Origin of the sequence: Lachnoclostridium phytofermentans (assembly GCF_000733755.1) — a bacterium.
Lineage (GTDB): Bacteria > Bacillota > Clostridia > Lachnospirales > Lachnospiraceae > Lachnoclostridium > Lachnoclostridium phytofermentans_A.
Window position 1 is genome coordinate 105,855 of record NZ_JPOF01000006.1, and the last position, 20,319, is coordinate 126,173.

16 protein-coding genes are annotated in these 20,319 nt (G+C 35.4%); 14 read left to right on the plus strand and 2 right to left on the minus strand.

The window, feature by feature from the left end; all coding sequences use genetic code 11:
* Positions 1–9 precede the first annotated feature (9 nt).
* From CC92_RS22575 to CC92_RS21045, 4 genes are all read left to right on the plus strand, one after another.
* The gene (locus CC92_RS22575) at positions 10–168 is read left to right on the plus strand and encodes a hypothetical protein (RefSeq protein ID WP_155998456.1); all 159 of its coding nucleotides are present in this window, start codon (positions 10–12) and stop codon (positions 166–168) included.
* Positions 169–218: 50 nt separating this feature from the next.
* Complete coding sequence (locus CC92_RS0113825) at positions 219–1,166, plus strand: phosphodiester glycosidase family protein (RefSeq protein WP_081841944.1); 948 nt, start codon at positions 219–221, stop codon at positions 1,164–1,166.
* Complete coding sequence (locus CC92_RS0113830) at positions 1,144–1,560, plus strand: hypothetical protein (RefSeq protein WP_051650883.1); 417 nt, start codon at positions 1,144–1,146, stop codon at positions 1,558–1,560. The genes CC92_RS0113825 and CC92_RS0113830 overlap by 23 nt, the downstream gene beginning before the upstream one ends.
* Before the next feature lie 407 nt (positions 1,561–1,967).
* A complete protein-coding gene (locus CC92_RS21045) occupies positions 1,968–2,534 on the plus strand; it encodes a DUF1349 domain-containing protein (RefSeq protein ID WP_051650884.1) in 567 nt (188 codons plus the stop codon).
* A gap of 210 nt (positions 2,535–2,744) precedes the next feature.
* Here CC92_RS21045 and CC92_RS0113845 read toward each other — a convergent pair whose 3' ends face one another.
* Entirely contained in the window at positions 2,745–3,632 is an 888-nt protein-coding gene (locus tag CC92_RS0113845; RefSeq protein ID WP_029504742.1) for an AraC family transcriptional regulator, read from the minus strand.
* A gap of 319 nt (positions 3,633–3,951) precedes the next feature.
* Here CC92_RS0113845 and CC92_RS0113850 point away from each other — a divergent pair, with 319 nt between their 5' ends.
* The gene (locus CC92_RS0113850; protein WP_029504743.1) at positions 3,952–5,193 is read left to right on the plus strand and encodes a galactokinase; all 1,242 of its coding nucleotides are present in this window, start codon (positions 3,952–3,954) and stop codon (positions 5,191–5,193) included.
* A gap of 443 nt (positions 5,194–5,636) precedes the next feature.
* Complete coding sequence (locus tag CC92_RS21765) at positions 5,637–6,401, plus strand: nucleotidyltransferase domain-containing protein (RefSeq protein ID WP_051650885.1); 765 nt, start codon at positions 5,637–5,639, stop codon at positions 6,399–6,401.
* Between the two features lie 247 nt (positions 6,402–6,648).
* On the opposite strand, the gene CC92_RS23645 is transcribed toward CC92_RS21765, so the two are convergent.
* Positions 6,649–6,939 (minus strand): helix-turn-helix transcriptional regulator, encoded by a 291-nt coding sequence (locus CC92_RS23645; RefSeq protein ID WP_029504745.1) that lies wholly within the window; start codon positions 6,937–6,939, stop codon positions 6,649–6,651.
* 127 nt (positions 6,940–7,066) lie between these two features.
* Between CC92_RS23645 and CC92_RS0113865 the strand changes: the two genes are divergently transcribed.
* The 8 genes from CC92_RS0113865 (at position 7,067) to CC92_RS0113920 (ending at position 20,291) form a co-directional block, all read left to right on the plus strand.
* On the plus strand, positions 7,067–9,445 hold the full coding sequence (locus tag CC92_RS0113865; RefSeq protein WP_029504746.1) for a hypothetical protein: 2,379 nt from the start codon (positions 7,067–7,069) through the stop codon (positions 9,443–9,445).
* Between the two features lie 357 nt (positions 9,446–9,802).
* Positions 9,803–10,879, plus strand: a complete 1,077-nt coding sequence (locus CC92_RS21770; protein WP_051650886.1) for a helix-turn-helix domain-containing protein — start codon at positions 9,803–9,805, stop codon at positions 10,877–10,879.
* Positions 10,866–12,593: an ABC transporter ATP-binding protein gene (locus CC92_RS0113875; protein WP_029504747.1), complete on the plus strand. Its 1,728-nt coding sequence runs from the start codon at positions 10,866–10,868 to the stop codon at positions 12,591–12,593. The genes CC92_RS21770 and CC92_RS0113875 overlap by 14 nt, the downstream gene beginning before the upstream one ends.
* Before the next feature lie 360 nt (positions 12,594–12,953).
* The gene (locus CC92_RS0113880) at positions 12,954–13,361 is read left to right on the plus strand and encodes a hypothetical protein (protein ID WP_029504748.1); all 408 of its coding nucleotides are present in this window, start codon (positions 12,954–12,956) and stop codon (positions 13,359–13,361) included.
* Positions 13,362–13,516: 155 nt separating this feature from the next.
* The gene (locus CC92_RS0113885) at positions 13,517–14,443 is read left to right on the plus strand and encodes an aminoglycoside phosphotransferase family protein (RefSeq protein ID WP_029504749.1); all 927 of its coding nucleotides are present in this window, start codon (positions 13,517–13,519) and stop codon (positions 14,441–14,443) included.
* Between the two features lie 473 nt (positions 14,444–14,916).
* A complete protein-coding gene (locus CC92_RS23045) occupies positions 14,917–16,017 on the plus strand; it encodes a DUF3788 family protein (protein WP_242841366.1) in 1,101 nt (366 codons plus the stop codon).
* A 547-nt stretch (positions 16,018–16,564) separates the two neighbouring features.
* The gene (locus CC92_RS0113915) at positions 16,565–18,445 is read left to right on the plus strand and encodes an ABC transporter ATP-binding protein (protein ID WP_051650887.1); all 1,881 of its coding nucleotides are present in this window, start codon (positions 16,565–16,567) and stop codon (positions 18,443–18,445) included.
* Positions 18,411–20,291 carry an ABC transporter ATP-binding protein gene (locus tag CC92_RS0113920; protein WP_242841367.1) on the plus strand — a complete coding sequence of 627 codons (1,881 nt, stop codon included), beginning with the start codon at positions 18,411–18,413 and terminating at the stop codon, positions 20,289–20,291. Before CC92_RS0113915 ends, CC92_RS0113920 begins: the two co-directional genes overlap by 35 nt.
* The last annotated feature ends 28 nt before the right edge of the window (positions 20,292–20,319 follow it).

A 20,319-nucleotide genomic window follows, 5' to 3' on the forward strand; every position in this document is an offset into this window, starting at 1 on the left:
GGAGGACTTATGATAATACAGGAAAAAATTGCATTGATTCCAGCGTATGAACCGACCGATCTTCTTATTGATTTGGTGGAAGCTGTAGAGAAAGCTCAGTTTTTACCCATTGTAATTGATGACGGCAGTGGCTTAGGATTGGTTTGTACAGAGTTTTCTTATTTTTAGACATCAAGGTACAATCAAGCGAAACAAAAGCGAAAAGGAGGGATAGAATCTTGAAAAAATATTTAGGAGTCATTATTTTTTCAGTTCTTCTGCTGAGTTTTACTGTGTATATTGCACTGGATACCTTTGTGATTACACGGGTCTACACACACGAGCAAGATAGCAGTGAACAGGACATAACGCAAAATATAGATAACAATAGTTATTCTTTAGAAAATTCATCAAAAGAGAATGCAGATACCGAGAAAACGACGAACCAGGTTGTCATCACCGGCAACACATACAGCGATGATAATATCAACATTACTCTCACGCAGTACCGAGAATATGATACTTCCATTTATGTAGCTGATGTAACCCTTTCTTCGGCAGAATATTTGCAGACGGCACTTGCTCAAAATGCCTACGGCAGAAATGTGACAGAAAAGACTTCAAAAATCGCAGCAGAAAACCATGCGATTCTGGCAATTAACGGAGATTACTACGGTGCACAAGAAAAAGGATATGTACTTCGTAATGGTGTGATCTATCGAGACTTTCCATCCAAAAATCAGGAAGATTTGGTCATCAACAAAGACGGGAGCTTCAAAATCATAACCGAAGGAGATGTGTCGGCAAGTGAGCTTCTTAAGGATGGAGCTGTACAAATTTTATCCTTCGGTCCTGCCCTGCTCAATAATGGAGAAATCGCTGTCACGCAGGAGGAAGAAGTCGGCAAATCAAAAGCTAGCAATCCCCGCACTGCGATTGCGGTTGTGGACGATCTGCATTATTTGTTTGTTGTCTCGGATGGACGGACGAACGAAAGTGAAGGCCTTTCCCTCTATGAACTGGCAGAATTTGTACAGGGTCTTGGTGCTAAGACTGCCTATAACCTTGACGGCGGCGGTTCTTCCACCATGTATTTTAACGGTGAGATCATCAACAATCCGACCACCAATGGTAAGAGCATTCAAGAAAGGAGCGTGAGCGACATTGTTTTTATTGGTAACGAGTAAAAATCCAAAGACACTGGAACGGTGGGAGTTTCTATATCTTGTGACATCGTTGTTTTTTCTGATTTTTGGTGCAGTTTACGAACATTTTAGCCATGAGGTTTACTCAAACTATATGATTTATGCTTTTGTAATTCCTCTTGTTGGCGGTACGTTTCTATCTTTTCTGTTGGATCTGCTCAGTCAAAAAACAATGCCGGGAAGGATCACATTCTTCTTATACAGTGCGGGTATCATCGTATTGACAGTAGGCTGTATATTTCAAGGTGTTTTGGATATCTACGGGACAACAAACCGACTTATGATAATTTATTGGCTTGTTGGTATTTCCCTGCTGATAATAAGTACCATCGCTTATATCATCGGTGTTCTCTATATACACAACAATTATTCCTAACAAATGTAGCTTATGTTTCAGCCGACCACATATGGGCGGCTGATATTGTGTATCACTGCAAATTAATAAGAGACATTGGAAAATCGATCTCTAGATCAACCATTCAGAGTCTATTCTTAACAAGTAGGTTCCTTCTGCATAAAAAACTTAAAAAATATGTAATAATGAACAAATACAAATAAAATCATCCTATAAATTAATGCATATTGACATAAATTAGGAGGCAGTATATGATAAAAATGTATTTTATTGGATTTATGAAATATAAGTCAATTGAGCAATAAAACATCATTTAAATGCTACAAAGCTTGAATGTAATATATCTTATTGAGAACAAAGAGTATTAGAATAATTGCAGCTTTTTATAACTTAGTTTCTATTATTATCTTATTTGACAGGAGGAGTTTATGGAGTTTCAGTGGAGAAATCAACCAGAAGAATTTTTACAGGATGGGAGCAGGATTGTTGTGACTGCAGATAAAGGAACTAATTTATTTAACAGTCCAGGTAAACATTTTAAGATTAATAATTTCCCATTTTACTATATCAATAAAATAGGAGACTTTGTCATACGTTGTAAAATCACGCCAGATTTTAAGGCATTGTATGATTTAGGCTGCATCGTTGTTTATGATCATGAGGATAAGTGGATTAAATTCGCTTATGAGAACTCAGATGCGGGGCATCCAGCTATGGTATCAGTAGTAACCAATGAGACCTCCGATGATTGTAACGGTGAGAAGGTGGAAGGTTATGCATGGATGCAGATTATAAGAAAGGGAGATGAATTCGCACTTCATTATTCGAAAGATAAGGAGCATTGGTCTCTAGTAAGAATATTTCGGTTAGAAATGAGTTCAGAAATTAAATTAGGAATCTCAGCTCAATGCCCGTTAGGGGAAAATTGTAATGTTTTGTTTGAAGGACTCGAGATTTTAGAGAATGCCTTTCAGAATATCAGAAAACCAGAATAAATGATATGAATAGGACTAACCGTTTAACTGAAAGCAAACAAATAAATTTGTCTATTCTTTGTAGTACAGTAGAAATAATTAAGCTAAGAAGGATATTATGTATACCATAGTAATCGCCGATGGTGAAGAGGAATTACGAAGCGCAAAAGGAAGGGGGAGGCTTAACAATGATTTTAAGATTAACAACCAATGTAGGCATAAAATTATCAATTAGGATAAACTCTTTTTTCTATATCTTGTTGGAGAGCATCCTTTTATCTTAGTAAATACCTTAGAGTAATAGTTAGAATCGTTAAAGCCAACCAAATTTGCTATCTCTACAATGGAATTTTCTGTGTTAATCAGATAGTTTAAGCTTTTTTCTATTCGATATTGTAGGATGAACTCAAACAGAGATACTTTCATATAGCGTTTAAAAAGCCTACAACATTCACTTTTACATAGATGAATATGTTCCGCAATATCTTCCAGAGTTAATTTCATAGCATAATTGCAATCGATATAAGATAGGATACTATGAATTCTGTCATAATTTCGCTTATCAAAAGCTGACATGGAAGGTGTAGAATTATTATGTGAATATAATATTTTCCATAATTTTTGAAGTCGCATAAGGATATCGAGTTCAAAAAAGGCTTCTTTCCTTTGTCCAATTGTGATAATATCATTTAAAATTGTTATAATCTCTTTATGCCATTCCTCAGACAAATCAAAATGGACTGCGGATAAAGAAAGGTTCTGTAGGATAGGTTCTACATACTTACGGTATATGATACTATTATCATATCCATAGATAAGCTTTGGATCAAACGTGATGGAGATATATTCACAATCCTTATTATTATATTTATTGCCAGAGTGTAAAGAACTGACATTACCAAACAAAGCTTCCCCTTCTTGGAGATGATAAACATGGTCATTCACCGTATAAATCATCTCACCTTTATCAATTAATGTGAGCTCGATTTCAGGGTGCCAATGCCACAAAAAAGAGCCTGATTCATACTTCGATAATCGTTCATAACTTATCAAAAAAGGAAACTGGTCATTGCCATGTTCTTTCATTTCTCGCTTATACTTATTCGTAACTATCTGCATATGCCCCATTCCTTTCTGAACATCAATATATTACTGTTTATATAAATTATACTAGCATAATTATAGGTAAATCTCAATATATTCCTTTTTTATCGTATTTTCTTTAAGGATTTTTGAAAAGAATCAATTATAATGAAACCATAACAATAGGCTGCATCCTTATTAAGTGGATTGTCATGTAAACTAGCTGGACAATATATCTTCATAGGTAACATATAAACATTCTTCAAAGAGTAAATAGCACATAGATATTTAAAATAACCAGAGAAGCAGTATTTACACAATGAAACAAAAAAGATAAATTAAAGGAGATATAAAGATGAGACTTCCAAGTACAGAAATACTTCATAAAGTTTATGGGGAAAGTGAGAGTAGTTCTAAGCGGTACGAAGCTTTGGCAAAACAGTTTACGAAGCATTTTAATTCAGATGAGATGGAGTTCTTTACTGCTCCGGGAAGAACAGAAATTATCGGAAATCATACCGACCATAACGGAGGGAAAATTTTAGCTGCAAGTATCAGCTTAGACACCATAGGGGCTGCCTATCCAAACAATTCCAATATCATCTCGATCTTTAGTGAAGGTTACGAAGGAGAAATTCGATTGGATCTATCTAAGATAGATGAGATACCAATCAATCAAGGTACCATATCTTTGATTGCCGGAATGATAAAAGCAACCTTAAAATTAGGATATCACGTCTCTGGATTTAACGCATACATAACTACAAGTGTTATCAGCGCTGCAGGGGTCAGTTCTTCTGCTTCCTTTGAAATGTTACTCTGTTCCATGCTAAACTATTTTTTTAATGACAGTAACATGAGCTATACTGAATATGCTAAAATTGGTCAGTATGCAGAAAACAAGTATTGGAGTAAAGCTTCTGGATTAATGGATCAGATGGCATGTGCAGTTGGTGGTACGATATCATTAGATTTTTCAGATGATGTGAAATATGAGAAGGTAGATTTTTCGTTTTCTAAGATTGGTTATGACTTAATTATTGTAAATACAGGGAAAGGTCATGCAGATTTAAGTAACGAATATTCAGAAATTCCAATGGAAATGAAGGTAGTAGCGAAGAAGTTAGGTGGAACTCTATTATGCGATAGTAGCTTATCTGAATTTTTAGAACATTTTACAGAGTTAGAAGAAAGCCTTGAAAATGACAGAGCTCTACTTCGTGCAATGCATTTCTATGAAGAAAATATTAGAGTAGAGGAAGCTATTAAGGCGATAGCTGACCATAACGAAAAGCACCTGTTAAAGATTATTATAGAGTCGGGTAACTCCTCTTGGAAATGGTTACAAAACTGCTACGTTGCTACAGATAAAAAAGATCAGAAGATTAATTTAGCTCTTGCATTAACTGAGTTATTTATTAAGAAAATAGGGGATGGCAGCTGCCGCATTCATGGAGGTGGATTTGCGGGTGTTATCATGAGTATTATGCCAAAAGCAGAAACTGTTCACTATATTGAGTATATGTCTCAGTATATTGACCCTAAGAATATTTATCCGATGAATATCAGGGAACACGGAGCGATTCATTTGGGATAAAAAATAGTATTACAGAAAATCTATTATTAATATCCCTATGTAAGAAGCAACAGTCGACATTTTGTTGGCTGTTGCTTTCTTTCATTCATAATGTGTTATTAGAGTGATAATGCAAAAATATATTTAACTAAACGCTTCATTTAGGAGATTTATTATTCAAAGGTGAATGTCGGCATTGTATTCGCAGTGAAGTGTTGTGTAAGCGAGTATTTTATTATTTAGTGCTGGAAGAGTAATATGTTAATGTATTATTTAATTTTTTATATTTTTAGAAAAAATTACTTGCGATATGGTATTAAATTGGATAAAATTGATAATACATACCTATTTTGCAAAGGGATAGACATTACGCGATTGGTGAAAATGGGGATTATGCGGTGAGCAATTAAGTAAACGTAGGATGGGATAATCTGAGTCAATGGATTATTTTGGGGAGGGATATTATGATTTCTGAGAAAGAGATTACGCAAGAATTAAAGAATGAATTACAGCAACTGCCATATGTTTATGCCTTTTGGCTAGAGGGATCATTTGCTATGGGATATGAAGATGAATATTCTGATATCGATTACTGGATCGATGTTGAGGATGACTATGTAAAAGAGGCATTAGAACACGTCGAAATGGCACTTTTACGCCTAGGGGAATTGGATGAGCGTGACGAGAGGGGAAACCAACACCCCAAATTAGGTCAGATTGTGTATCATATAAAAGATTCTAATCCGTATCTGGTATTGGATTTTAACTGGCAACTACACTCAAGAGATAGAAATGAATATCACTACATACAAAATGATATTGTAGAGGGTGCTAAGATTCTATTTGATAAGGATAATGTGGTTCGATTTGATTCTGTTGATACAAGTGAAATCATAAGAAACAGAAATCAGTGTAGAGAAGAATGTGATTATAGGTATAGTCAACATTTTCGGGTAGAAAAATATATAAGAAGAAAAAACTTTCTTGAAAGTTATGCTTATTACAACAAATATGTAATCGAACCACTTGTTATCTTATTGAGATTAAAGTACACACCCTTATATCCATATCATTATTTATTGCATATCTCTAAGCACATTCCACAGATTGAGGTAGATAGACTTGAAAAATTAATTCAAGTAACAACTCTTGACGAGATGGAAATCGCTATGAAGAAAGCAGAACAATGGTATCAAGAACTACAGGAAGAGATTGATAAGAGGAATTAGATAATACTTAGCATGAAAGGAAATCACATGGGGAGGAATTTGTACTTTTGAGTGCATGTGAATTATAGAAGGATGCTAAGTATAAGGATGCAGAACATAAGGATGCAAAGTAGAAGGATGTAAAATATAAGATGCTAAGTATAGAAAGATACTAAAAATGTTTTATTAAGATAATATAGCGACAAAATCAAAAATAACTCTGAGTAATACAAGAGCTATCATGATTTTGTCGCTATTTATTTTTCCTTTAGGAATTATGTAAATGGCGAAATTGTGCAGGAGTCATCCCCTCGTAACGTTTGAATACTGCACTGAAATAACTAGCATCACTAAAACCAGTATATTGAATAAGATCTTTTATCATTTTATCTTCCTTTATAAGCATTTCTTTTGCTTTCTGTATCCGAAGCCTCACAAGATACTCATAAGGACTTATTTTAAGTAATTGTTTAAAAATACGACATAAGTATTGGGAAGTAACATTAAGGTTATTTGCAATTTCTAATAAAGAGATATCTTTAGCAAAGTTTTGTTCCATATATTCAATGGTAAGTTCTATTTGTTTACTTATATGCTTGCTCTCCTTAGAAGTATAATCTGAAGCATGGGTTTGGCTTAATGGAGAGTATGTAGGTAATCACATTGGACACTTAACACCATTTGAGATGAATCTAAATAAATGGTTGAAGGTTGGTCAATCGAATGAATTAATTATAGCAGTTTCAAACATAAGAAAAGATCGTATTGGGTGCAGTATCCGAGGTTATAAAGGTAAAAGTGCAGGGATTACACGTTCCGTTAGTATTCAAGTATCAGAAAAAGCAAGAATAATGGATTGTTATGTTAGAACAACTTCTGATTTAAGTAAGCTCCTATGGGAAGTTAATATAAGTAGAATTGATACTTTTCATCAAGCGTTAACTCTTGGTTGGGAAATAGTCGATTTCACTAACAATCAAAAGATAGCGAACGGCTCTGTGGTTTCAAATGAACCGGTTACAAAATGGATTTCTGATACCTATGGCATGAAAACCTGGTCGGATACGGAACCTCGTTTATATCAATTGATGATTACTTTATGGTATGAAAACACGGTAGTAGATACTATAAAACAAAAATTTGGTTTCCGATATATAGAAAGACAGGGTAGAAAAATACTTTTGAATGGTAATTCTATTTTACTACGTGGATTGACGGAGCATGCATATTTTCCAGAAACATGTACAGTACCTACCGAGCTATCCTACTACAGAAAGGCTATAAAAGCACTAAAGAACATCGGTTATAACTGGATTCGCTTTCATACGTGGACACCGCCGGAAGAATGCTTAATCGCTGCTGATGAATTAGGTATGCTGATTCAAGTGGAAGCACCAAATGGTTTTTTGGAATCAGATTTTCTTGATATTATTATGACATGTCGTAAGCATTCTTCCGTAGTTCTATATTGCTGTGGCAACGAAGTTCCAATTGACGATGCAATGGATGCAAAACTAGAGCTTATGGCAAAGCATTGTCATGAACTTGTACCAGATTCTCTATTCAATCCTATGGGAGCGCTCCTTAGAGTTGAATGTTCTCTTGATGAAACAGCTTCAGGGTATACAAAATATCCTGTACCACACAATACGATAAAACTTCAGAAACTGAAATCATACAGTGATGTATTTTCGCCAGGAGTTTGGGTTTTTAGTTATCATTCTCTTTATCCAGATGTAGCCAAGATAGAGGAGCGTTTTTCTATTTATGAACGTCCCTGCTTAGTTCATGAGGCGGGAATTAATGATAGCTATTTAAACCTTGATTTAGAACAGCGTTATGAGAATACCCGAATAGGTCCCGGTCTTTTTACAGCGGTACGAAACTACTTAAAAGAAATGGGGATGCTACCAAACGCTCAAACCTATTATCAAAACTCTTGTCGATGGATGCGACAAATCGTTAAGTTTAGTATAGAGAAAGCCCGCAGATGTAATAATGTGACCGGTTATGATTTTTTAGGTGCCATCGATTGCCACTGGCATCGTACTGGGTATGCGGTAGGAATTCTAAATGAGTTTTATGAGCTAAAGGCAGGATTTACTGCTAAGGACGTACAGCAATTCAATGGAGAAAGTGTACTACTATCTAATTGTAGTACGAATCGAAACCTTGTTGCAGGACAAAAGCTTTGTGTAAAGCTACTTGTATCGTTATTTGGGACGCAGCCTATGAATCATGGAATCTTATCTTGGTATCTCGAAGATGAGGATAAGAGGGTTTATTCCCGTGGCCAGATGGAAGTGAGTAATATACCCAATGGTTGTATTACGGAATTTGGTGATATTTCTATTGAAATTCCAAGGATCGACAATATCGGAAAGCACATTCAACTAAACACTCGTTTATCGGGTGGAAGCTATGAAATTACAAACAGTTGGGATTATTGGATATTTCGGGATAATAGTATACAGGAAAGTAAACTGCAAGAAGAAAAAATCAGAGTTGTTAATACAATTGACGAGGAATCAATAGCATATATGGCAAACGGAGGACGAATTCTCTTACTCGGTAGCGGTCCGTTTCCAGGCTTACCAATCTCATTTCAAATGATGTCAGGCGGACGGGTAAATGGTAACAATGCTACGGTGATCTATGATCATCCACTTATGAGAAACTTTCCACAGGAGGGCTTTTGTGATTGGCAATTCTATCCGATGTTCCATGACGGTGGAGCAATCGTATTCAATGACTTATCGATACCTTTCGATCCAATTATTGAAATAGTAAGTAGTTATAAACTAATCCGTAAGCAAGCAAGTGTATTTGAACTTGGAATCGGAAAAGGAGGAATGTTAGTTTGTACGTTGAATATCGATTGCAGAGATCCTGCTGCGAATAGTCTATATCACTGTATGCTACAATATTTATCATCAGAAGAATTTAAACCTAAGGTGAAGGTAACTGCTGAATGGATAAACAATTTATTAATTCAAAACAAAAACCTTGTAGTAGATTTTACTACAGATGAGTGTTATGATACCGGTGGTCATATTGAGGTATAATTAAAAAGTTGATCTTTGTAAACATGAAGAAGTAAGTTTCTAATGCTGTATGTTGTAATAGAATACCTTTCTAAGAAAAATAGCTAATTTTTAATACACCCCAAATGTTAGATAGAATTGAATTCTAACATTTGGGGTGTATGTCATTCTGAGTAGCCGTTTTTTATGTTAATTAATGAAGAAAGGTTAGTAGTGCTTACTTTGAAATAGCTGATATCTAAAAAACTATTTTAGATAATATAAGTACATTTTATAATAAAACTTTACCATCAGTAAAATTATTTCTTTACCAACTTTACAATTAGTAGCTTATCGAATTATAACAGTTATGATATGATACCATTTAGGAGGGATGAAATGGTAATTAAAATTGGTGAAAATATTCGAAAGTATAGAAAAGAACTAAGCCTCACACAAGAACAATTGGCAGAAGCGGTTGGTGTTACCATCGGGGCAGTATCGAAATGGGAATCAGGAACTTCAACTCCTGATATTAGTCTTATTATTACCTTGGCTGATTTTTTCGAACTATCAGTTGATGTGTTGTTGGGTTATGAGCTTGGTAAGTCAAATCCTGATAAGATAGTAGAAGAAATTAAAAGATTACGTCACGAAAAAAAGTATGAGGAAGGACAAAGAGAAGCCGATAAATATTTGCAAAAATATCCGAATCGATTTGATGTTGTATATGAGAGTGCAAGAGTATTTCAGATGAAGGGAATTGAGCATCGAGATCAGGAGGCCTTAAAGAAGTCACTCTTATTACTTCAACGTGCTTGTAAATTAATTGATCAAAATACAGATGAGACGATTAGCGAAGTGTCCTTGCAAAATAGTATTGGGAATATCTATATGGCACTAGGCGATGTGGAAAAATCCATAGAACATTTAAAAAAATATAACTACGATGGAATGAATAACGTAGACATTGGATTTTACCTTATCATGTCAATGAAATATGAGGAAGCAATTCCATATCTATCGGATAGTTTTATTCAAGAGATATCCAAACTTTTTAAGACAATGATAGGGTATGTTAATTACTATTCCAATAGGAAGGAGTATCAACAAGCGTTAGATATTGTAGAATGGGTACATAACTTTTTAAAGGGACTAAGATCCGATGATGTTTGTTATCTTGATAAACTAGATGTTATTCTCTTTACCTGCAATTCTTTATTATATTGTGATATGGGCGACTATAAGGCTTCCAAAGAATATTTAAGAAAAGCAAAAGTTACGGCAGAAAAATTTGATGCTGCACCCGATTATAACTTAAGCAAGATAAACTATTGCTCGTTTAGCAAAGATACGTTATCTGATGATTTTGGGGTCACCGCTTCACAGGGAATTATGAATTCGATAAATGAAAATGTGGAAATTAAGGAAGATATGCTAAAACTATGGGAGGAACTTTTGCATGAAGGGGAGTAAAGATAATAAAGCAAAAAGAAAAGAATTTAAGAATCAATTTTATAGGCATAATAAGTTGTTATTCACTTTGGCAATTTTTGCAACTATCTTAATTGCATTGCTCAATTTAATTATTTCATGGGAAATGCAACAAATTATTGATATTTCCACAGGAATGTCAACGGAATTATCTTTGTTACAAATCACACTTATTGTTGCTTTCTCTGTAGTTTTTTTTATCTTTGTTATGATACTTCAATTTCAGACATTACCAAGATTCATAAAAAAAGCCATGAAACAATATAAAGATTATGCTTTTGAAGAAATAACAAAGAAGAGCATCAGTTCATTCACAGGGGAGAATACATCAACCTATATCTCTGCTTTAACCAACGATGCTACAAGTATTGAAACCAACTACCTTAGTAAGATATTTACACTGGTAATGCAAATCATCATGTTTATTGGAGCATTTATCTTAATGCTTTTTTATAGTCCTTACTTAACTCTGATTGCGTTTTTATTATCACTTGTCCCTGTGATTGCATCTATGCTTACAGGAAATCGCTTGGCAGCAGCCGAGAAAAATGTTTCAGACCAAAATGAAAGTTTCTTAGGGATGGTAAAAGATACGTTATCTGGATTTTCTGTTATCAAAAGTTTTAAAGCTGAAAGAGAGATTATCAAGCAATTTTCCAAGAATAATCAAAAGACTGAAGAATTAAAATGCAAACGAAGAATGACAGATTTGTTGATTCAAACCATCGGCTTAATTGCAGGGGTAATTGCTCAGTTTGGTGTATTTTTATTCGGTGCGTATCTCACAGTGTCTGGAAAAGGAGTAACAGCTGGAGTTGTCATTGTTTTTGTGCAATTAATGAATTACGTGTTAAGTCCGATTTCAGATGTCCCTCAGATTTTAGCCAATCGTAAAGCTGCAAATGCACTCATTGATAAATTAATTGATGCAATATATTCCAATGTACAGCGCGAAGGAAAGCAAGTAGACAATAAACTGGATGATGCTATAGAAGTAAGAAATCTATCGTATGCCTATGAAAAAGACAGCCCAATCCTGAAGGATATTTCGATGCGTTTTGAAGCTGGGAAAAGTTATGCACTAGTAGGTGGGTCGGGAAGTGGTAAATCTACGTTATTAAATCTTTTAATGGGAAGTTATGAGAATTATAAGGGTGAAATCTTATATGATGGGGAAGAACTTAGAACGATTAGTTCTGATTCCTTGTATGATTTGGTATCCATTATTCAACAAAATGTATTTATCTTCAATAGCTCTATCAGAGATAATATCACAATGTTTCGAGAGTTCGAAGCTAAAAAGGTTGAACGTGCAATTTTAATGTCAGGTCTTTCGAACTTAATAAAAGAGCGTGGTCATGATTATTCCTGTGGAGAAAATGGTTGCGGCTTATCAGGAGGAGAAAGGCAACGTATCTCTATCGCTAGAAGTCTCTTGCATGAAACCCCAGTTCTTTTCGTGGATGAAGCAACCGCAGCATTAGATACAGCGACCGCATTCTCAGTTACAAATTCCATCTTAGATATCTCAGGGCTTACTCGAATCATTGTGACACATCGTTTAGAGGAGGCATTACTGAAAAAATACGATCAGATTCTAGTATTACGAAATGGAAAAGTGGATGAAGTTGGTACATTTGAAGAACTGATGGAGAAACGAGAGTATTTTTATTCGTTGTATACAGTGGCGCAATAACAGTCAGAAATAGAGGGAGCAGTAATTATTCTATTGGAGCGAATAAAAAAACTACGAATCATTTGAATATGGTTCGTGGTTTTTTTTGCTAGAGTGGAGTAATGAATTATACTAAATATTACTAGTTGAATGGAAGACCATGAAGAGTTTTTATGTTGAGTTTCTATACTGTTTAGAAGAAGCATACGTTGATTCTATAAAAGAGTTATGCTATACTTTCCATGAAAGGTAAATAATGTAATTTTGTCCTACTACGTTGTAACACTCCTTATGATGATATTCAAACAATATCAGTTTTTTACAATGATGAATTTAAGTAGATTATGATATAGCTAATTTATAGAGCAGGAGGTAATTTAAATGAGAAAAATAATACTCATTATTGCTATGATAGCTATTAGTATTGTCCTATCCGTAGTATATTTCTTAAAACCAAAAGCAATTATAAACGATGTTGGTAATTATAATATCAATCGTGTGATTTATGCTAAAGAAGATAACCATACTGATATTACTGATCAAATAAACTTAGTAAAGTTAAAACAAATAATCAGCGAATACCAATGTAGCCGTATTCCAGCTTCCTTTGCACCGTATCAGCAAGACTCAGTTGTATTCGAGATTGAAGGTATTTACGAAAATAGACCACTACATATTATTTTAGGAGATATTAACATTGTGTATGAAAGCAGCAACAAGGGTGGGTATCAAATTAAGAACAGTGATGAACTGCTATCTGAGATTAATAATGCAATTGATAGAAATTAAAGTTAAGTTATGACCAAACTAAGAATTAAGGCACTTATATTATGTTTTGATAGATTGATATTTCATTCGGCTAGTATAATTACAAGAAATTAAGTATGCGATCAAAATAATATTGCATAGATAATATAACAAATTAGAATTAGTAGAGGTGTTCAATGTCACAGGAACAACGCATTTATTCATTTTACAATATCGATAATAAAAAGATCAGTGAAATGTTCAGAGTTTTTGATAATTTAGCAGTTATTAATCATGTGATACCCATACACAGTGGTATGAGTACAAGTAATTACTGTATAACAGTTGGACAAACCAATTATCTTCTTAAAATCTACTCGGGTAACAGTAGAAATATTGAGCCAATATTGTATGATTATCTTAGAAAATACATACAAATTCCTACACTTTATTATTATGATGATAGTCAGAAAATTTGCCCTTATCCCTATTCAATAATTGAATACATACATGGAGAAACACTTTCTGAATATATCAGAAGAAATCGTTGTTATCCAAGAGAAATAGCATTCGAAATTGGTCGGATGTTATCAAAAATACATGAAAAAAAATATCCTATGAGTGGATATATTGACAAGGAGTTACAACTAGATAACCCATGGAAAAATACGAGAGAGTTTATAGTGTCTATGCTTGAAGGAAAATCAGGTTCACGTCTTTCTGTTATAATCCAAGATAAGTTAATAGAATATTTGGAAAAGAATGTGGACATTATTAACCGAATCGATAGAGATTTTGTTCTTTGTCATGGTGATATCGGATATGGAAATATTCTGATTTCAAATGAAAATGTATATTTCATTGATTTTGAGTATGCTATGGCTGAAAGTCGATTTCGAGATATCGGAAAGTTTTTTAGAAATAAAGCTCATGATGTTCAGCAGTATATAAATACTGACATCTATGAGTCGTTCGCTAATGGGTATGGCGGACTTCCTGATAATTGGCTGCAACTAGCGAGAGTAGCAGACATTCCAGTCATGCTTGGGCTTCTTAATATTGAAACTGCACCGCAAGATTGGATTAATGATATCGAACACGATATTTTAGTGGCAATCAGTTAATTAATATTTAGAATTGATTGTATATATTTGTAGAGTGGAGTGTTATCATGCAAGAACTGGAAATAAAAATTGTAAAGATAGCAGAATACCGTAATTATGGCTGGAGACATGCAAAAATCATTGAAAATTGAGTAGGAAGTAAACTATCTATACGGAGAATAAGTTCATTTTTGGAGAATGAGTATAATGTTTTCCACTACCTGTTTTTCTAATTGTGTTTATTATCGAAGGGGTTAGGAAAGAAATAATATCGCATTCGGTGGCAAAAGCGAAATTAGATTTATTAATTGGGCTTTCATATAATAGCAGAGCTGAAGGAGGAGAAAATGCGATTAACAGCAGAACTTATAAGCAAAGGGTTTTCATTACAAAATGTCAGCATTGATGATTTAGATATTTATAGAGTTCGCTAGCGATTGTGAATTAACGATTTTGTTATTTTGTTATAAATTTATTAGTAGGAAGGTAAAATAATGACACGAGCAGTAATTTTTGACATGTTTGAAACGCTGATAACGCACTATAATAGTCCACTATATTTTGGAGCACAAATGGCAAAGGATGCAGGAATTCCAGAGGACCAGTTTCAGGTACTTTGGCATTCTACGGAACAGGAACGAACTGTAGGGAAGCTAACATTTGAGGATGTAATAAAACGTATTCTTCGAGAGCAGCATTGTTACTCTGAACAGCTTTTTAAGGAAATTGTTGAAAAGCGAATAGCCGCGAAAGAAGAGTGTTTTAGACATTTACATACTGAAATTATCCCAATGCTTTCAACATTGAAAGAAAGGGGATTTTTAGTCGGATTAATAAGTAACTGTTTTTCAGAGGAAGCAGAAGTAATCCGCAGAAGCGAACTATTTCCTAGGTTTGATGCAATTTATCTCTCCTATGAACAGGGGATTCAAAAGCCAGATGAGGAGATTTTCCAAAGATGTATGGAGGAACTTTCTGTGAAGGCAGAGGAATGTATCTATGTTGGGGACGGAGGAAGTTATGAGTTGGAGACTGCAAGAAAACTTGGAATGAAAGCAGTTCAAGCAGCTTGGTATTTACAAGAAGGAACTACACAACCTTCCAAGCGAAAGCATGACTTCATCCAAATAGAAAAACCACTTGATATCGTGAATATTTGCGAAGGAGTTATTATGCAAGAAGTTTTCCAAACAAATCAAAAACTTAGTGAAATGCTTGGTACAGAGAAATATAATGTATGGACAGGCGTCTGTAATCTAGTTGAAAACTTATACGAAATGGATATCTTGCGAAAAAACACCAATTGGAATAATTGGAGATACGAGCATAAATATCGACGTGGTGGTAAAACCTTGTGTACGCTCTATGCGAAAGAAAATTGTTTTAGCATACAGATTGTTTTTGGAAAAGAGGAAAGAGCTAGATTTGAGAACGAGCAACATACTTATTCTGATGAAATTCAAAACATCTACCATAATTCAACAACCTATCATGACGGAAAATGGATGTCTTTTGAACCAGGAAATTCACTACTTGAAGATATTCAGAAGTTATTACTTATTAAAAGAAAACCAAATAAAAAGAAAACCAAATAAAAAGTAGGTTGAACATAATCTACTGTAAACGTAAAATAGCACAATTTAATTCTTATAAAATTTATCAAATTCAAAGCAACTTAATTCAGATTGAACGGATCAAAATGAGTGTAGCGAACTCTACAAAGAAAAGTTCACTGCACTCATTTTTATGTGATATAACGACTCTACAAATCTGAATTTATCTAGTTCTTCCTGATAGCTATTGCATCAACCTGAAAGGCAATACCTTCTCTAATAAATTTTGTTTCATATGCTTTTCGTGCTGGATATTTTCCACGGAATCTTCCCTAATTATTTCTCCTAAATACGATAAATCACTAATATCCCTAAATAAACAATCCATTTGCACTACAGATTCCAACGTCAAGCCTATTAATAAGTTATCAATGTCTGTATCTCGAACTTGTGTTCTGATACCCAATATGGTATAATATGGATATTTAGTTGTCATAGTTGATAGCAATCGTGTATAAGGTGGTTAACCTTCCTTCTACATAGTATGGAGGTAGTTACTTAGAATTTAAAGGAAAAGGGAACGATTAAAATGAAAGCAAAGAAAATTATTAAGGAAAAGGAAAAAAATCCTTTACATAAGGATTATTCCCTTCGGTCCAACCTGAAATTCATATTTGGAACCATGTTCAGGGAAGAGAAGGCTCTCCGATATCTGATTCCAATGGGTATTGTTGTGGCTCCCATTATGAGTTACCTCTGGAACTTTACTTCCAGAAGTGTTATTGAGTTAATTACCGAGGGAAAAGACTGGCAAGCCTTGATACCACTTATTCTGACCTTTATCGCGTGTATCATGCTTGCCTGCGTAATTAATACCTATTACTGGTCCAGTACCTGGTTTCGTTATATCGGGGTACGTATGCATCTGATGACAAGTTTGAACAGAAAGGCTATGACGGTGAACTTTGAGCATCTGGAGAATCCGGATGTTATGGATGCCTTTCGTAAAGCACAGAACTCTAGTGGTGGCAATGAACAGGGAGTTGAGGGAATGATGCGTACAGGGGTAGAATGCATGTCAAAGATGGCAGTTGCATTCGTGGGCTTTGTTATCATGGGAACTCTGCATCCCCTCATTTTGCTATTGCTCTGTGCCACGGCAGCATGTTCCTTTGTGATGAATGACCGAGTGAATGATTACACTAAGAAAACGGTATGGGATGTATTGGCACCCTGGTGGCGTAAAAACAATTACATGAACAATATTAGCACAGAATTCAAAGCAGCCAAGGATATTCGCATGTTCAATCTAACGGACTGGTTGTTGGCAAAATGCCGAAATCTTAATGTATACCGTTACAATATGCAGAAGAAAAATGAACGTTGTTGGTTCTATGTCGGAATATTTGACAATGTAATGTGGGCACTTTCCCAAGTGGGAATTTATACCTTTATCATCAATTCAGTTATCAAGGGAGACATTACGATTTCTAATGCATTTCTCTATGTAGTAACAGCTGAGACGTTCTATAGTAGCCTTAGCTCAGTATTAAAGAATTTTTCCGGATTGCGCCAAAGAAGTCGTGAAGTAAGTGACTTTCGAAGCTTTCTCGATTTTGAGGGAGGGGATTTGGAGGATGACGGACTTCCGGTTCCCGGAGGTAATCAATACGAGTTCGTATTCGAGAATGTTTCTTTCTGTTATCCGAAATCAGAGAAGTACGCGTTAAAGGAATTAAATCTTACGTTTAAGCCAGGGGAACGATTGGCTGTTGTAGGCCTTAACGGTGCAGGAAAGACAACTTTTATTAAGTTATTGCTTCGTCTCTATGAACCGACCAGTGGTAAAATTCTATTAAATGGAGTGGATATCCGAAGTTTTCAAAAGAGAAGTTATTATCAATTATTTGCTCCTTTGTTCCAGGAAGTGGAGTTGTTTGCATTTCCCCTTGCAGAAAATATTTCTATGGATACACCTAAGAACACCAATGTGGCGCGTGCAGAGGAATGCCTACATATGGCAGGCTTTCGTAATAAGTTAAAGGAGCTTCCCAAAGGAGTTCATACCGAGGTTCTCAAGGTCATTGATGAGGAAGGGGTGGATTTCTCCGGTGGAGAACGTCAAAAGCTAGCATTGGCCAGGGCTCTTTACAAGGATTCACCGATTATTGTTCTTGATGAGCCAACGGCAGCCTTAGATGCACTGGCGGAGTATGAGTTATATCAGAACTTTGACCGGATGATTGGAAATAAGTCAGCGATCTATATCAGTCACCGGCTTAGTTCAACCAGATTCTGTGATCATATTGCCATGTTTATAGATGGACAAATGGTGGAATATGGTTCCCACGAAGAGTTATTAAGAAAAAAAGGACCTTATTCAAATATGTTCGAATTGCAGGCTCAGTACTATGTTGAGAAAGGAGGAGTTAGTGATGGCGAAGAATATGGCACTGACATCGGAGCGTGACCAGAAGAAGGATAAAAACTGCAACGAAGCGAATACTTCCGCAAAGAAATCAAAAGGATGTGTGAAACACTCTCTGATATATATTTTAAAACTGGTATGGAAGAAGAAACCAATCTTATTTCTAATTTATTTTATACAATTAGTTGCAGAGGTTAGCAGAACCATGTTGGCAGTTATTCTTCCGAAATACATCATTGACTACCTACTGGAAGTACTACAGGGGGAAAACTATACTGAAGTAAGGTTCAAGCTGTTACTGACCATTGGACTCTCGATTGGTTCTCATTTTTTATGTAGCAGTATCGCAAACTTAACTCATGCTATGCGTACATCCTACGGCGAATGGTTCAATCGTCACCTAGAAGAAGAGCTGGCGCACCATGCCATGACCATGGATTTTGAACATACGGAGGATCCAGCAGCACTGGATCAGTTGAACAAGGCAAAGGAAGGAATTAACTGGTATAGCGGTGGTGTAGAAGGAATTCTGTCAAACTTTTATACGATTGTAATGAACTTAACCGTGTTGATAGGTATTGTTACAATTATCGTTGTCGGCTGTCCATGGCTGCTCCTTATTCAGGGCGTTAGCTTGTGCTTAGTAACTTATTATAATTACCTTAATAATAAAATAGAGGTACAAAGCTTTCTTGAACTTTCTGCGCTAAATCGTAAATTCGGCTATTTCTTTTATCAATTGGCGGATTTTCGTTTCGGAAAAGATATCCGGCTCTATGATAGTGTAGATATGATGGGTGAAAAAGCGGATATAGAGAATCGTAAAATGCTTGAAGTATGGGCGAAACGTATGATACGTCAACGGCACAACTCTTGGAAAACTGATATAATAAACAGCCTTCGTGATGGTAGTTCTTATTTCTACCTCGGAGTATTGGCTATTAAAAAAATCATTACCATCGGTGATTTCACCATGTATGCCGGTGCGGCAGGTAACTTCTTCTGGGCTTTGTTTCATATCGTAAATGGTGTGCAGGAGGTTGTGAAACGTTCCAATTATATTCATGAGTATATCGTATTTCTACAGTATCCCTCAGTAATGGAGAAGGGGGCTGGAGCGATTGAGGAAACAGAGCATGTAATTGAATTTTGTAATGTAAGCTTTAAGTATCCTAGAACAGACCATTACATCTTACGCGATTTGAGCTTGAAGATTACCTCAGGTGAACATCTTTCTATCGTTGGACTTAACGGTGCGGGCAAAACTACTTTTATCAAACTTCTGTGCCGCCTCTATGACGTTAACGAAGGGGCTATTCTTTTGGATGGGCGTAACGTTAAGGAATACTCTGATGAAGAATACCGAAAGCTGTTCGCTGTCATATTTCAGGACTTTCAGCTGTTTGCCTTTAGTCTGAAGGAAAATGTGGCACTGGAGCAAAGTTCCTATGCTATGGAGAAAGCGATAGAGAATGCCTTAACCTTAAGTGGTGTCTATGAAGATGCTGTGAAACTGGAGAAGGGTCTGAATACGATTATCTATAAGAGCTTTGATGAAGAGGGAACAGAGTTATCAGGCGGACAACGTCAAAAGGTTGCAATTAGTCGAGCCATGTACAAAGATGCACCTATTGTTATTTTGGACGAACCCACTGCAGCGCTAGATCCCATGGCAGAGTATGAGATATATCGTAAATTTAATGACCTAGTCGGTGGGAAAACAGCGATTTACATATCACACCGATTGTCCTCCTGTAAATTCTGTGACCGCATTGCCGTGTTTGCAGAAGATCACATTAAGGAGTATGGAACTCATGAGGAGCTTATTGGATATGAGGATGGAATTTACGCTACAATGTTCCGAGCTCAGGCTGGATATTATGTGTAATGGATGATGACCTTTCTTTTATGGAAAC